Genomic DNA, 14,786 nt, shown 5'->3' with positions numbered 1-14,786 from the left:
AATGGTTACAGCCATACATCGCACGGCTATTGTTTTACTCATTGTTTTTTTATTAGGCGGATGTACCTGGGAACAGCAGAAGGAATCAGCTGATCCAGTATCTCCACAGCCTGTATTGCCTGGAGAATATTTTATCACTCATCACCTCATGACAGATCAAGGCATGATTCGCACTTCATTAGCAGAGCAGCATATCTACTTATCTGAATCGCTTGGGCTTTGGATGGATTATCTTGTTCGAAAAAAAGACCAAAATTCTTTTGACCAACAATTTGGTGTCCTGCAAGATGAATTTTTACTAGATGATCATCTTCTCAGCTGGCAAATCGAATCTGATCAAAAAAGTAAAGCCAATGCTCTAGTTGATGACTTACGGGTAGTGGCGGCACTTCAAAAGGCAGATCGTTTATGGAAGAATGCAGCGTATCAAACCACAGCAAAAGAAATCGCACAAGCGTTAAAAGACAAAAATATGTATAGAGGCATCTTGTCCGATTATTATGATGCATCAACAAATCGAACTTCACACACAATCACACTCTCATATTTAGACCCAAAAGCAATCAAAGAATTGGAATCCCTCAAAATATTCACGAAACAAATGACGAGTAACCAATTGACCATTCTAAAACAAGCAACGAGAAAAAAAGGATTCTTTCCTAAATCCTATGACATAAAGAAAAAAGCCTATTCATTTGATCGAGAAATCAATATGATTGATCAACTCTATACGGCTTTACATGCTGATCGTGCAAAGGTGAATACTTCCACGATCATGAAATGGCTTAAAACGACTTTTAAAAAAGAAGGAAAGCTGTACGGTAGATATAAACTGAGCACATTGCAGCCATCAGTGACGTATGAATCTCCTTCTGTATATGCGCTAGTCATTTTGTATGCTCTTAAACGAAACGAACCGGAATTCGCAAAAGAGGTGTATGACCGCATGAAAGAATTACAAATTCAAGATCCACTTAAGGATTATTATGGAGGATACATGAACGAAAAAGACACACACTCATTTGACAACTTATTGCCTCTCATTGCAGAAAGGGAGCTTTTTAATGAATCGGTTATTCAGTAATACGTATCGTTTATATTATACTCTGCTCCTCACGTTTGCAGGGCTTATTTTGTTTATGGGCTACCTAGGCGTACAGGATGCAGAGAGCTTTATGATGATTACACTGACTTTTGTCGTGTTAGGATGCGGGATTTTATTTGGCATCTTACCAGCATTAATTTTTACCTTGCTGATGTTGTTCTTTATAGGAAGTGCTATGTTCTTTACAGAGCTTGGCCACACAAATCCCTTCTTTTCCAATCAAACATTGCAGGATGTGGTGATTTGGGGTGCAGCTCTTCTCTTTTTCGCGATTTCAGCAGGAAGCTTGCATGAGCGAATCAAGACGATGCGTCACACCATAGAACAACAAAAGCAGGCGATGAAACAATTTGTGGCGATTGACTCGACAACTGGATTTGACAATGCAGATCGGATGAAGCTGGAATTATCCGAGGAAATGAAACGGGCAGAACGCTACAAACAGCCATTCGTTTTTATCCTTCTTCATATCCATTATGCAGCGGAATTTAAATCATTATATGGAGAAAAAGAAATGCAGCACCTATTTCAGCAATTAAGTATCAAGATTCGCGAAAGTGTCAGAGAAACCGATAAGAAATTTCGATTATCCGAAGAACGGATAGGCTTGCTGCTTACTCACACACCAGAAGAGAATGTCTCTGTCGTCCTTGAGAAGCTAAAAGATAAATTGCAAAAGCATGTGCTGTTAAACGGTCGTGAAGTCACCCTAACTTTTCATGTCTGTCATTTAACAAGCAGTTCAGATTATCGTACGCCAGAGCAATTTTTAGAAGAACTAGAAAAAGAGATGATGATGAATGAACTTTAATTCTTTGATGAAATGCTGTTTGATGATGGCTCTTTTTTTGATTCTTTCGTTTCGATACATGGCTTCAGCCGACGCTCTTGCCAAGCCAGATACCCTGATCGTTTATTCAACAGAATCGGGAGAAGCGACTCCAGCAGTGCATATGCTGGATCTACTCGCCGGACATTTTTCCAAACAGACGACGATTGTATCTGATGAACATTTGGCTGAAAAGAAGATCAGCGAATTTCAGCAAGTCATCTATCTAGGGGAAATAAAGAGAACCTTACCAAAACAGGCCATTCGTGTAATGAACGACGCACATAAGATCATAGCCATTGGATACAATGCGGACCAGCTGCGCCCATTTTCCAAGCTTACTTTTCATAAACAAGAACACACGAGTCAAATCAAATATACAGATGATTCCACTTGCCGTCAGCTAGAGAAAAGAATCAGTGCGTTAACGGTTCAAGGGGCAGACTTGCAAAGAGAATTTCTATTGAAGAAGCATGAAGCTGATCTTCCATTTGTGATTCAAACAAAGGAAGGTGCCGCCTATATTGGAATCTTAAATGTCGTGCAGCACAGCGAGCTTCTTGCAGAAGTGCTAGAAAAAAACCTGCCTTCTTCTAATCAGCTGACCACAAAGTACTTAAGCCTTGGGAACATCAGTCCTGTCACTGACGAAAAGAAGCTGCTTGAGCTTGGACAATATGCATCCACTCGGCATATCCCGTTTCTGATAGCGGTAACTCCTGTTTGGGTGGATCGAACTACAGGCGATGAAGTGACACTGAGTGACCGCCCGAAGCTCGTAAAAGTGTTAAAACAATTGCAAAGCGATGGAGCCAGCATTATTCTTCATGGATTTAGCCGTACGTATCGAACAGAGGATTCTGGTCAGGACTTTGAGTTCTGGGATGCAAAGAATGATCAGTCCATTACGTCAAATGACCCAAAAAAAGCCGAGAAGAAGCAAAGTGAAAGCCATTTTTCGAATGAGAAAGATTTCCATGCTTATACGAGATCGAATCAGCAGCAAGAAACCATCTATACAGAAGAAAAACTGACAAAAGGTATTGAGTTTCTTGCGCAGCAAGGTCTCTATCCACTGGCATTCGAGGTGCCGCATGATGCCATATCTCAACAAGGCTATGAAGTGATATCAAGGCATGTGTCCAGTCTGTTTGGACAGGTACAGCTGTCGGACCATACGTGGAAAACAGCCGGTGCTCCGCCACTCGTGACGAAACCCGCCATGCTTCATGGTATGACCTTATATCCTCAGCAATCAGTAGAGCCAGCGTCTGACCAAGAAGGTTCAAATATTTTAACAGAGCAAAAGATTCAATCCATCCAGCATCTTCAATCACCCGCAATCGGGCTGTCCTATGATGTGGAATCCGGAATAGATGGACTGCAGAATCTGATGACGCTGATGGATGCAATTCCTTCTAGTGAATGGCTGGATTTAAAGAAAACAAAACAAACAGTCCAAACACCACATGTACAAATCAAAACATCAGGAAATGGACATATTCAAGTAGAACAATCCAATAGAGCAGAAACCAAAACAGTTAAACGAAGCGGCATGGAAAATATGCTGCGAATTCTCACCGTCGTGGTGATGCTGTTTATTGCGGCATTTGCTTTTTACACATTGTATTTAAGGCTGACAATGAAAAAACGAATTTTTAAGGAGAGAAAATTAGGTGGCTGATGTCTTATTTTATCTTTCATTAATATTGATTTGGATCATGCTCCTATACCACATGTTTCTCATGCAGGGCGGCTTTCAGCACTACCTGACCTACGAAAAAGTGCTGCCTGAATGGACGAAACAAGGGAAAGAGCTGCCAACTGTCAGCATTCTAATTCCTGCTCATAATGAAGAAGTTGTCATCCGGCAAACGCTAAAAGCAATGGTCCAGCTATCCTATCCTAAACATCTTCTTGAAATCATTGTGATTAATGACAATTCCTCTGATGGCACAGGGGACATCGTGCAGTCATTCAGTGAGCAATATGATCATGTCCATATGATTGAAACGAAGCCGCCATTTGCAGGAAAGGGAAAATCCACTGCACTGAATGAAGGCTTAAAGGCTTCAACAGGAGAAGTCATCTGCGTATACGATGCAGATAACATGCCTGAACAAAAGGCCGTCTATCATTTGGTTCTTGGTTTATTGAATGATCCGAAGGCAGGCGCTGTTGTCGGGAAATTTAGGGTTATCAATGCAGCCAAAAATCTCCTGACCAAATTTATTAATATTGAGACCATCTGCTTCCAATGGATGGCGCAGGGCGGAAGATGGAAGTGGTTTGGAATTGCGACAATACCAGGCACCAACTTCGCCATCCGCCGGCACATTTTAGAAGAGCTTGGCGGCTGGGATGTTCATGCGTTGGCTGAGGACACCGAATTAACGATTCGAGTCTATAACCTTGGCTATGTCATTCGATTTTTCCCGGCTGCGATTACATGGGAACAAGAGCCTGAGACGTGGAAAGTCTGGTGGCGGCAAAGAACACGTTGGGCACGAGGCAATCAATATGTTGTACTCAAATTTTTAAAACAGTTTATGAAGCTGAAACGAAAACGAATGATTTTTGATTTGTTTTATTTCTTCTTTACGTATTTCTTATTTTTCTTCGGTGTCCTGCTCTCAAATGGGATCTTTATCGTGAACCTATTTGTTGACCTTCACTTATCTGTAGGAGCTGTTGCACTGATCCTGTGGGGATTGGCCTTCTTCCTCTTTCTAACAGAAGTGATGATTACACTAAGTATTGAGAAGACAGAGCTCACCAAACAAAATATACTCATTGTGGCGCTCATGTACTTTACTTATTCTCAAGTATGGATTGCGCTAGTCGTGTACTCCTTATGTGTAGAGGCAAAGAGCCGATTATTCAAACAAGAAGTAAAATGGTACAAAACTGAGCGTTACGATCAACAACAAAAGAAAAGCGGGTGACAAATTGAAATCGGTAAAATGGATGATTTTTATATTGATGCTATCCCTTGCCATTCAGCCTTTTTTCATGGCGGGTCAAGCAATGGCGCAATCAAATCGAGTACAAGTGAAAGATGACTGGATTCGCTCATCAAAAGGAAGCCAGACAGAAACGCAGCACTTATCAGAAGATGTAGTGACCTTGTATGGACAAGAAGACCGCACTGAATATTCTTATCAAATAGAAAAAGAAAAAGTAGAGTCTAGCACCCTTACATTGAATATAGAGGCTTCACCATTACTCATTTCGCCATCTTCGTTCACAGTCATGATCGATGGAGAGATTGAAAAGACCATTCCCGTATCAGGGAAAAACCAAAAGAAATCGATTCAAATCAAATTGCACAAATCGCAATTGAAAAAAGGTTCTCATCAAATTCAGCTCGCATTTTATGGCGTGTTAAAAGAAGGTGTGTGTATCAACCAAGAGACACCTGCCAACTGGCTGAAAGTATATCCTGAAAGTGAGCTGGCTTTCAAAGGAACTCAAACGAAAGACGTGACGTTAGACAGCTTCCCTTCACCTTTCATTCAAACAGGTGATCAGAAAGAACAAACAGATATTGTGATTCCAAGTTCACCGGAAGCAGCTGAATTAGAAGCGGCTATGAAAGTATACCGTACGTTGAAAAACAAAGACCGCCAAGCAGACCTCAAAATTGTCCAAGAAAAGGACATCAAGCAAATCGCGCATCCAACCATTGCTGTGGGAGCAAAAGGAAACTGGGATGGACGAGTGAAATCGATCGAGCAAGCAGCGAAAATGAAAACCGCAAGCGATCAGCTCACATTAGCGGTGAGAACCTTGACAGGAAAGAAAAAAGAACAGCCCATTTTATTTGTTACTGCTAAGCAGCCAAAAACAATTGCTGAAAAAATCAATGTCCTAACTCAACCAGAACTGACTGGTCAGCTCACTGGTAGCGATTTACTGCTTCAAAAGGTTACGGCTAAAGCATCAAAACCATCTCATCAAATTCGTTTAAAAGATTTTGGTGGTGATGATGTCACGGTTGGAACCAAAAAGACGGCATCTGATCATTACTATTATCCAAAGGCATTGATCGCTAATCAAAAATCAGGTGCAAAGCTAAATCTATCATTTAAAAAATCTGATATAGCGAACAAAGCGGAACGCTTAACAGTCATGATCAATAACGAGCCGCACGATGTACCGTTAACAAAACTAGGAAACAAAGATGAGAATGGATTCTATCATGTGTCAATTCCAGTAGATTCACAAGTACTCCAAAAGAACGAATATATTGATTTGCAATTTGTTACTACAGGCTTTAAAAACATGGAAACCTGCAGACATACGGATGAAGAAGGCTGGATTTACATTGATAAGAACAGCTCTCTTCAAATACCAGAAGGTACTACTAGTGATACACCGGATTTAGCCGCATGGCCGCTTCCTTTCACATCAAAAACTCAGCAAGGAAAAACATTGATCGTCATTCCAGATCAAATCAAGCAAGAAACGATCAATCAAATGGCGATGCTGACAGAATCATTTAGTCAGCCGGAAGCTGCCCAATATCATTTGATCAAAGCTTCAAATGTGACAAATGATCAATTAAAAGATCACTCTCTCATTTTCATCGGGGGCATTCAAACGTTCTCTCTTTTAAAAGAAAAGGCAGGCGATCTCATCGTTCCAGTGAAAAAGGATCAGTATGATGTATCCTCCTTTGGCATGATCAACGAAACGACTGCTCGTATCGTATGGACGCAGCCATCTGTATGGAATAAAGAACAGACAATGACCGTCTTTTCAGGAATGAATGCAGCTGACGCTGATCTTTCACATGAAGTGCTTCATTTCCTGCAAACAAATACGGAAACGGCAACAGTCGCAATCGAGAGCAAAAACAAAGACATGTTCTCTAATCATCAAACGGTCAGCAGCACAACAAATGATCTCCAAAAAGGTGAAAAGCAAGGCATCGATGATTCTTGGATTTACTTTGCATGTATCGCTGCATTGATTATTTTTGTGGTCGGGCTGATTATTTATTTCGTGCGAAAAAACCGCAAAAAGACTGATTGATAAACGATCAAAAGACCTTGAAAAAATGTCTTTACTTTGGTGTCAAACGGGAGTATGATCTCTTTTATAAAAGACCAATCGCTGAATCATTTCAATGAGCGGGGGAACCATTAGTGGTGCAGGACACCACGTGGGGTGAATCCTTTTTAGGTAGGGCAAAGTCTCATGCGCCCGAATCCGTCAGCTAACCTCGTAAGCGTTAAAGAGAGCAAAGACCAACCTGTGATCTAAACAATAGACGCAGGGGCATTCTATTGCCTCTGTGTCTTTTTGGCGATCCATCTTTTGTAACTTAAATCGTTTGACACTAAAGGAGCGGGCATCACATGTACAGTTTGATGAAGCGTATTTTAATTGGGAAACCATTAAAATCACAGGCAGCAGGAGAACAAAAACTATCAAAAATCAAAGCGTTGGCATTATTGTCATCAGACGCATTGTCATCCGTTGCATATGGTACAGAACAAATCTTGATTGTTCTTTCAGTCGTTAGTGCAGCAGCATTTTGGTACTCACTCCCGATTGCAGGTTGTGTATTAATTCTTTTAATGGCGTTAATTTTATCTTACCGCCAAATTATTTATGCTTATCCAGAAGGCGGAGGGGCTTATGTCGTCTCTAGCAGAAACTTAGGTGAAAAGCCAGGACTGGTCGCTGGCGGATCATTGCTTGTAGATTATATTCTGACTGTAGCAGTGAGTATATCAGCGGGTACTGATGCCATCACATCGGCTTTTCCGGCACTATATCCATATCATGTGTTGATTTCAATTGTATTGGTCATCTTGATTATGGTGCTTAACCTTCGTGGATTGACAGAATCAGCATCTATTTTGGCTTATCCCGTATACTTGTTTGTATTATCACTCCTTATACTAATTGGAGTCGGAGGCTTTAAATTGTTAACAGGAGGCATCCCGCCAGCACCTGAGCATACAGCGATCGGCACACATGTACCTGGCATTACATTATTTCTTTTATTAAAAGCATTTTCGTCTGGCTGTTCTGCACTAACTGGGGTAGAAGCCATTTCAAATACCATTCCATCCTTTAAAAAACCAGCTGCACAAAATGCAGCGAGAACATTATTGATGATGGGTGGATTACTAGCTGTTTTATTTGTGGGTGTAACATTGCTTGCATTTGGTTTTGGCATCTCACCAAAGCCAGAAGAAACGGTTGTATCACAAATTGCATCAGATACATTTGGACGTACATTTTTCTATTATGTCATTCAGGCTGTCACAGCTTTAATCTTGATATTAGCGGCAAACACCGGCTTTTCCGCCTTTCCTTTATTGGCGGTCAACTTAGCAAAGGATAAATATATGCCGCGCATGTTTACTGTAAGAGGGGATCGACTCGGTTACTCTAATGGCATTATCTTTTTAGGTGTAGCTTCTATGCTGCTCATTTGGTTGTTTGATGGGAAAACGGAACACCTTATTCCGCTATATGCTGTCGGTGTATTTATTCCATTTACCTTGTCACAGACCGGCATGTGTGTGAAGTGGATTCGTGAAAAACCGCAGGGCTGGAAAACGAAAATGCCTATCAATATAGTCGGAGCACTGATTTCTTTCACGGTTCTCATGATTCTCATTTTGACCAAGTTCCATCTTGTATGGCCAGTATTTGTTTTCATGCCAATTGTGCTATTGATCTTTCATTCCATAAAAAAGCATTATCTGTCTGTCGGAGAACAACTGCGTTTAATGAGTGAAACAGAGCCTGTTGAGATTAAAGGAAATGTGGTCATCGTGCCAATAGCAGGAGTAACACGTGTCGTCGAGCAATCTGTTCAATATGCAAAATCCTTATCAGAGCAAGTCATAGCAGTTCATGTATCTTTTGATAAAGAAAAAGATAAGAAAATTGAAGCGGATTGGGAAAAACTGAACAGTGGTGTGCGGCTTGTGATATTGCATTCGTCTTATCGAAGTCTTATTCATCCGCTTGATAAATTTCTTGAAACGGTTGAGGCTAAAGCAAATGCGCATCAATATAAAGTGATGGTGCTTGTGCCTCAATTTATCCCGAAAAAAAGATGGCATACGATCTTGCATAACCAATCTGCCTTTTTATTAAGATTCCGTCTATTATGGAAACGGGATATTGTGGTCGCCACCCTTCCATATCATTTTAAAAAGTAGCAGCAAGTTGAAACGTTTGATCAAAAGGGTGCGGTGGTATGGAGTAAGAAAAAAGGAGTTTTCTCACATGCCGCAAAGAACCGCAGGAAAAGAAGTAACAGCGCTACTGGAAGAGTGGGGCGTAAAACATATTTATGGAATGCCCGGCGACAGCATAAACGAATTGATTGAAGAGCTTAGGCATGAATCAAGCCAAATACAATTTATACAAACGAGACATGAAGAAGTGGCGGCACTCTCAGCGGCGGCTGATGCCAAACTAACAGGTAAGCTCGGTGTCTGCTTATCCATCGCTGGACCGGGTGCTGTCCACTTATTAAATGGACTATACGATGCAAAAGCAGATGGCGCACCCGTTTTAGCAATTGCAGGGCAGGTTGCATCGAATGAAGTAGGAAGAGACACATTTCAAGAAATCAAATTAGAGCGGATGTTTGACGACGTCGCTGTCTTTAATCAGCAGGTACAAACAGCAGAATCTCTGCCTGATTTATTAAATCAAGCCATTAAAGCAGCTTATACCCATAAAGGGGTGGCTGTTCTCACCGTATCAGATGACTTATTTTCTCAAAAAATTAAGCGTAAGCCAGTTTATACATCTCCTCTTTATGTTGAGGGAGAGGTACGGCCAAAGAAAGATCAACTGCTAAAGGCAGCACAGCTAATTAACAATGCGAAGAAGCCAGTCATCTTAGCAGGTAAAGGATTACGAAATGCAAAAGAAGAGCTTCTTTCATTTGCAGAAAAGGCTGCTGCACCTATCGTCATCACACTTCCTGCAAAAGGGGTTGTGCCAGACAGGCATCCATACTTTTTAGGAAACCTAGGTCAAATTGGAACGAAGCCAGCTTATGAAGCGATGGAAGAGTGTGATCTTTTAATTATGCTTGGAACTTCCTTTCCATATAGAGACTACTTACCAGAGGACACACCTGCCATTCAACTGGATATTAAACCAGATCAAATCGGTAAAAGATATCCAGTAGACGTAGGAATCGTGAGTGACAGCAAGAGTGGTTTGCAGGAACTGACCTCCTACATTGAATATAAAGAGCAGCGTGGTTTCCTTGAAGCTTGTACAGAGCATATGATGAAATGGCGAGAAGAAATGGATAAGGAAAAATCCGTTGCCACATCACCACTTAAACCGCAGCAAGTTATTGCTAGACTAGAAGAAGCAGTTGAAGACGACGCCATTCTTTCTGTTGATGTAGGGAATGTAACGGTATGGATGGCCCGCCATTTCGAAATGAAACAGCAGGATTTCATCATCTCCAGCTGGCTTGCCACAATGGGCTGTGGTTTGCCTGGAGCGATCTCTGCTAAGTTAAATGAACCGAATCGTCAAGCGGTTGCTGTCTGCGGCGATGGTGGCTTCACAATGGTCATGCAAGACTTTGTGACAGCGGTAAAATATAAACTGCCGATCGTTGTTGTGATCTTAAACAACAACAACCTTGGAATGATCGAATATGAACAACAGGTAAAAGGAAACATCAATTATGGTATAGAGCTGGAAGATATTGATTTTGCTAAGTTCGCAGAAGCATGTGGCGGCAAAGGAATCTCCGTGTCATCACATGAAGAACTAGCTCCAGCCTTTGATACAGCCTTTCAATCAGATAAACCCGTCATTATTGATGTTGCTGTCACCAATGAACCGCCGTTACCTGGGAAAATTACGTACACACAAGCAGCTGGTTTTAGTAAGTACTTACTGAAAAAATTCTTCGAAAAAGGCGAGCTGGATATCCCTCCACTTAAGAAAAGTTTAAAACGCTTTTTCTAAACAAAATGTAGTCGGTCCTCTCAAAAGAGGACTGACTTTTTTGTGATGAAAGGAAAAAACATTTCAATTATCACTTGTTTTATTTCCTCTAAAAATATATGGAAATTATTTTTGTAACTTATAGCCTATTTTTCCAATTCACTGAGAAAGGTAAAATAGACTTTATGATCAATAATGGAGGGAGTGACTTCTTCTGGGCAAGATACTTGATGCAAAAGCACTAACCAGTGCCATGGACACAAGGGCAAAACACTATCAGGAACTCCGCGAACAAATGGTAGATTTAAAAAAGGCATTACAAGGTGTGGCCAATCTCGGTGATGATTTCACTGGGAAAGGTGCAGATAATATTAAAAGTTTCTATAAAGAGCTGGCTGGAAATGTAGACATGTTTATCAGCTTCATTGATAAGCAAAAAGCCTTTCATGATGGTGTTCCTGGGACACTGGATGATACAAACTTTGGCGGCGATACCTTTGTAGAAGAACACTTTTTAGACAACGCAGTACATATGGGCATCAAAAACGCCAAAAGCATTGTGAAGGATCAAAAAAAGGCACTCAAAACGATTTTTCAAGACATTGATGACCTCATTTCCCTAGAGGTATTTGATAGCCAAACCTTTGATGAAAAAATAGAAGATGCGGAAGATGAACGAAAAAAGACGGTCAAAGAACTAAGAGAACTTGATCAAAATTTAAAAGATGAATATGCTTTGTCAGAGACGGAACAGCAAGCTACAATGGCATTGTACGCTGAAATGATGAATGCGACAAATGACGGAAAAGCGATTTCGCCTATGAATTTTGACAAGAAAGCGTATCAAAATAGCGAAATCTACAAGGCAAAAAACGATATTGAAAAACAAACTTCTGAATATCTGAAAATCAAAAAAGAACAAGAAGAAGCCCGCAAAATCGCAAAGGAACAAGAAGCACTCGCCAACCGCCCTTGGTATGAAAAAGCGCTCGATTATGGTGGAAACATCGTCAATGAACTGACTGGTGTGAACGATGCAAAACGTGCCGCAACAGGCGTTGATCCAATCACAGGGGAAGAACTCACCGCAGGACAGCGAGTCGCGGCAGGTGGCATGGCAGCAGCCGGTTACATCCCTATCGTGGGTTGGGCAGGCCGCATTTTCAAAGGCGGGAAGGCTGTCTATAAAACGACCCAAGCCACATCAGCCGCAGTCAGGGCAGTTGACATCTATAAGACATCACAAAAATCCTTTGACGCCCTGAAAACATCGCAAAAAGGTTTATATGGACTCACCGCCACCAACGGCTTCAGCGAAGCAATTACAGGCCGAGACATGTTTGGAAACAAGATCTCAAAAGAACAGCAGGAAGCGAGTATGAATGCGGCTCTTGGAATGCTTTTGCCGTTTGGGGCTAAAGGGTTTCATGGGAAGATGGGGATTAGGAGTACGAGAGAACTTAAGCATCCAGTTTTAGATAATCCACGAGTAGGTAGTGCTTTAAAAGATGATTTTTATCATAGCTTTAATGATATAATTGACAACTACGCAGTTCATTCTAAGAGATTTGATTTACCAAATAGAAAAGGCCATATGGATTCGTTGTATCAAATAGAGGGCTCGGTGGTTAAGTACGAAACCAAATATGTAAAAGTAAAGAACAACGCCCCAGAAATGTTACAGTCGAAAGAAATAAGGAATGGCGTGTTTGAATGGGTGGTAGATCCAACAACGAATACAGTAACCCATAGAACTTTTATACCTGGTGGCAAAGTGACAGGAAAAATAAATCAATGGGGGAAATAGAAAATTGTATAAAACGGATATAATCACGAAAAATGGTTTTGATTGTAACTGGTCTACACTGTTTGTTGGTAGACAGTTTAATTTAATTTCGGCAATAGAAGTAACAAACTATGCTGTTAAATATCTAGAAAACAACCCTAATGCTAACAATGAATTAATCCTTGAATTAGCTTGGGAACAAGAAGAAGTTAAAGTAGATCATATACTTGAAAGCATAGTCTCTGACAAATCATCGGAAGACATGAAGAGAGAGTATCATAAGTGGCTATATAGCACTATGAAAGAAGTTTATACTAATTCAACTGATGAAAACATATTTGAAGAAATTGAAAATATTTTTTCAATCTTTAATACACCCGAAAATATGTATGATTTTTTTAGAAAAGTTTCAGACGCATTTTATTACCCTCACGATTCACAAAATACAATTAAAGAACTTGTAGAAGAGTTTTTAGAAGATGAAAAGGAATTGATTTTATAACTAGAGAGTTTAATAGAACGATGGACTAATGGTCCATCGTTTTCTTTCATTCTTTGCTGGTAAAGAGATTGGTATGATAAAAAATAAAGTAGATTTGTTAGATCTCGAAAGCAATTGAGGAGAAAACAATGAGTGACCATAAAATAAGCATCCTGTCTGAGAAGTTTGAAAATGAAAATACTGGTGAACTCGTAGAAGGAATTACGATTATGATAGACGATAAATTAAAAAGATGCTAAAAAATACAACAAACCTGAATGAAACAGTCACCTTGATTTTTACCTGCACAAGCCATTCCATTCCCGTCAGAAATTAATGTGTTAAAATAAACCAATAAAAAGGAGCTAAAACCATGCTATGGATTTTCACACAAAACCAGCAAAGTTTCGTTCATGTCCACGAAATCACAGTAGCCGGCAAAAAGATTGAAGGGATGATCGCAGGAAGCGATACTTGGGTCAAGACGCTCGGTAAGTATGACTCAAACGATCGTGCAGCAGAGATCCTTGAAGACATTGTGAAAACAATTGAAGCCAATCAAGATGCCACCGCGACTTACAGAATGCCAAATCAATAAAAAAGAAACCACCTTTCCATTGCGAAAAGGTGGTTTTTGTTTATGATGGTGTTTTTGTAAAGGCTAAAAATAAAGGGATGCCTGTGCCGACAAGGGTGGTGGCAAATAGGAACATACCGCAAATGAATAGAAAATGACTGGCTGAAAAGACAAGTGCCAGAATAAGAAAAACGATGCTGAGTCCTGCCATGCTATATGATGGGACAAAGCGGCGTTTGTATGTGGCTTTCTTTGTTAAGAATGAGAAGAAAATGCCAAATAATAATGGGACAATCCATAAGTAAAATAAAATAATAAGAGACATACTTCATACCTCGATTTTTCCTTCTATTTTATCAGATGCTGATCGCAATCGATACTACAAAGCTTCACTTTGTAAAATAATTCATGCAATCGACACAATTACGTGGGCTGATTCATAGAATGCGTTTTTTCTTTCATATATTCAGGCTGCAAAAGGGCGTATACACAATGATCCGTAAAGCGGTCGCCCAGCCATTCACATTGTCTCAAAATGCCTTCAAGCGAAAAGGATAATCGCTCTGCGATGCGTCTGCTCTTCAGGTTATCGACAGCAGCCCTGATTTCAATGCGGTGCAGTCCACAATCTTCAAATAAATAATGAATGACTGCTTTGCACGCTTTTGTCATAATGCCTTTTCCTTGATAGCCTTCTCCGAGCCAATAGCCAATTGAAACAGTTCTGTCGATCCAATGAATTTGGTGGGTGCCGATGATCCCGACAAGTTCTCCATGTGACCAGATGCCCGCTTGAAAACCGTTGTTCTGCATGGCTTGCTGCATTGCGCCTTGAATGAACGCCATGCTGTCTTCTTCTGTTTTCGTTGAATCCACCCAAAGCATCCATTCACGTAAATGCTCTCTTGACCGCTGAATGAGCAAATATAGACTTCGTGCGTCTCTTGGCTCAAGCAGCCGCATGGATATCTCTTGATCTTGATAAAAAAACATGTGCCCACATCCTCTCAGGGGAATTTTACCATAACCATATGAAAAGAAAAAGACAGC

Annotated in this window: 12 protein-coding genes and 1 riboswitch; of the genes, 10 read left to right on the top strand and 2 right to left on the bottom strand. The window is 40.6% G+C overall.

Annotated elements, in window-relative coordinates:
* Window position 1 precedes the first annotated feature (1 nt).
* The 10 genes from M1D84_RS16760 to M1D84_RS16715 all read left to right on the top strand — a co-directional run bounded on the left by M1D84_RS16760 (window position 2) and on the right by M1D84_RS16715 (window position 13,757).
* Entirely contained in the window at window positions 2-1,084 is a 1,083-nt protein-coding gene (locus M1D84_RS16760) for a glycosyl hydrolase family 8 (protein ID WP_332285586.1), read from the top strand.
* Window positions 1,065-1,916 (top strand): GGDEF domain-containing protein, encoded by an 852-nt coding sequence (locus tag M1D84_RS16755; RefSeq protein WP_073203894.1) that lies wholly within the window; start codon window positions 1,065-1,067, stop codon window positions 1,914-1,916. The genes M1D84_RS16760 and M1D84_RS16755 overlap by 20 nt, the downstream gene beginning before the upstream one ends.
* Window positions 1,906-3,618, top strand: coding sequence for a DUF2334 domain-containing protein (locus M1D84_RS16750; RefSeq protein ID WP_458106337.1), 1,713 nt, complete (start codon window positions 1,906-1,908; stop codon window positions 3,616-3,618). The genes M1D84_RS16755 and M1D84_RS16750 overlap by 11 nt, the downstream gene beginning before the upstream one ends.
* Window positions 3,619-3,655: 37 nt before the next feature.
* Window positions 3,656-4,879: a glycosyltransferase family 2 protein gene (locus M1D84_RS16745; RefSeq protein WP_175579069.1), complete on the top strand. Its 1,224-nt coding sequence runs from the start codon at window positions 3,656-3,658 to the stop codon at window positions 4,877-4,879.
* A 4-nt stretch (window positions 4,880-4,883) separates the two neighbouring features.
* Window positions 4,884-6,971, top strand: coding sequence for a cellulose biosynthesis cyclic di-GMP-binding regulatory protein BcsB (locus M1D84_RS16740; protein WP_073203901.1), 2,088 nt, complete (start codon window positions 4,884-4,886; stop codon window positions 6,969-6,971).
* 69 nt (window positions 6,972-7,040) lie between these two features.
* A riboswitch (cyclic di-AMP (ydaO/yuaA leader) is annotated at window positions 7,041-7,185 on the top strand.
* Between the two features lie 112 nt (window positions 7,186-7,297).
* On the top strand, window positions 7,298-9,124 hold the full coding sequence (locus tag M1D84_RS16735; RefSeq protein WP_073203905.1) for an APC family permease: 1,827 nt from the start codon (window positions 7,298-7,300) through the stop codon (window positions 9,122-9,124).
* A 67-nt stretch (window positions 9,125-9,191) separates the two neighbouring features.
* Complete coding sequence (locus tag M1D84_RS16730; RefSeq protein ID WP_151040646.1) at window positions 9,192-10,913, top strand: pyruvate oxidase; 1,722 nt, start codon at window positions 9,192-9,194, stop codon at window positions 10,911-10,913.
* Between the two features lie 232 nt (window positions 10,914-11,145).
* Window positions 11,146-12,699 (top strand): ribonuclease YeeF family protein, encoded by a 1,554-nt coding sequence (locus M1D84_RS16725; protein WP_458106336.1) that lies wholly within the window; start codon window positions 11,146-11,148, stop codon window positions 12,697-12,699.
* A 4-nt stretch (window positions 12,700-12,703) separates the two neighbouring features.
* Window positions 12,704-13,180 (top strand): DUF2247 family protein, encoded by a 477-nt coding sequence (locus M1D84_RS16720; RefSeq protein ID WP_212049115.1) that lies wholly within the window; start codon window positions 12,704-12,706, stop codon window positions 13,178-13,180.
* A 352-nt stretch (window positions 13,181-13,532) separates the two neighbouring features.
* On the top strand, window positions 13,533-13,757 hold the full coding sequence (locus M1D84_RS16715; RefSeq protein WP_073203917.1) for a hypothetical protein: 225 nt from the start codon (window positions 13,533-13,535) through the stop codon (window positions 13,755-13,757).
* 40 nt (window positions 13,758-13,797) lie between these two features.
* On the opposite strand, the gene M1D84_RS16710 is transcribed toward M1D84_RS16715, so the two are convergent.
* Together M1D84_RS16710 and M1D84_RS16705 are read right to left on the bottom strand one after the other, a co-directional pair.
* The gene (locus M1D84_RS16710; RefSeq protein WP_008346966.1) at window positions 13,798-14,061 is read right to left on the bottom strand and encodes a hypothetical protein; all 264 of its coding nucleotides are present in this window, start codon (window positions 14,059-14,061) and stop codon (window positions 13,798-13,800) included.
* Window positions 14,062-14,159: 98 nt separating this feature from the next.
* Entirely contained in the window at window positions 14,160-14,729 is a 570-nt protein-coding gene (locus M1D84_RS16705) for a GNAT family N-acetyltransferase (RefSeq protein WP_024427358.1), read from the bottom strand.
* Between the last annotated feature and the right edge of the window lie 57 nt (window positions 14,730-14,786).

The sequence above is a fragment of the Bacillus sp. PK5-006 genome (assembly GCF_054161415.1).
The sequence above is the reverse complement of the archived record's forward strand: the minus strand, read 5'-3'. Positions and strand labels throughout refer to the sequence as shown.

Coding starts and splice junctions, on each gene's coding strand:
- M1D84_RS16760 (WP_332285586.1), top strand. CDS start 2: ATGGTTACAGCCATACATCGCACGGCTATTGTTTTACTCATTGTTTTT.
- M1D84_RS16755 (WP_073203894.1), top strand. CDS start 1,065: ATGAATCGGTTATTCAGTAATACGTATCGTTTATATTATACTCTGCTC.
- M1D84_RS16750 (WP_458106337.1), top strand. CDS start 1,906: ATGAACTTTAATTCTTTGATGAAATGCTGTTTGATGATGGCTCTTTTT.
- M1D84_RS16745 (WP_175579069.1), top strand. CDS start 3,656: ATGCTCCTATACCACATGTTTCTCATGCAGGGCGGCTTTCAGCACTAC.
- M1D84_RS16735 (WP_073203905.1), top strand. CDS start 7,298: ATGTACAGTTTGATGAAGCGTATTTTAATTGGGAAACCATTAAAATCA.
- M1D84_RS16730 (WP_151040646.1), top strand. CDS start 9,192: ATGCCGCAAAGAACCGCAGGAAAAGAAGTAACAGCGCTACTGGAAGAG.
- M1D84_RS16725 (WP_458106336.1), top strand. CDS start 11,146: ATGGACACAAGGGCAAAACACTATCAGGAACTCCGCGAACAAATGGTA.
- M1D84_RS16715 (WP_073203917.1), top strand. CDS start 13,533: ATGCTATGGATTTTCACACAAAACCAGCAAAGTTTCGTTCATGTCCAC.
- M1D84_RS16710 (WP_008346966.1), bottom strand. CDS start 14,061: ATGTCTCTTATTATTTTATTTTACTTATGGATTGTCCCATTATTATTT.
- M1D84_RS16705 (WP_024427358.1), bottom strand. CDS start 14,729: ATGTTTTTTTATCAAGATCAAGAGATATCCATGCGGCTGCTTGAGCCA.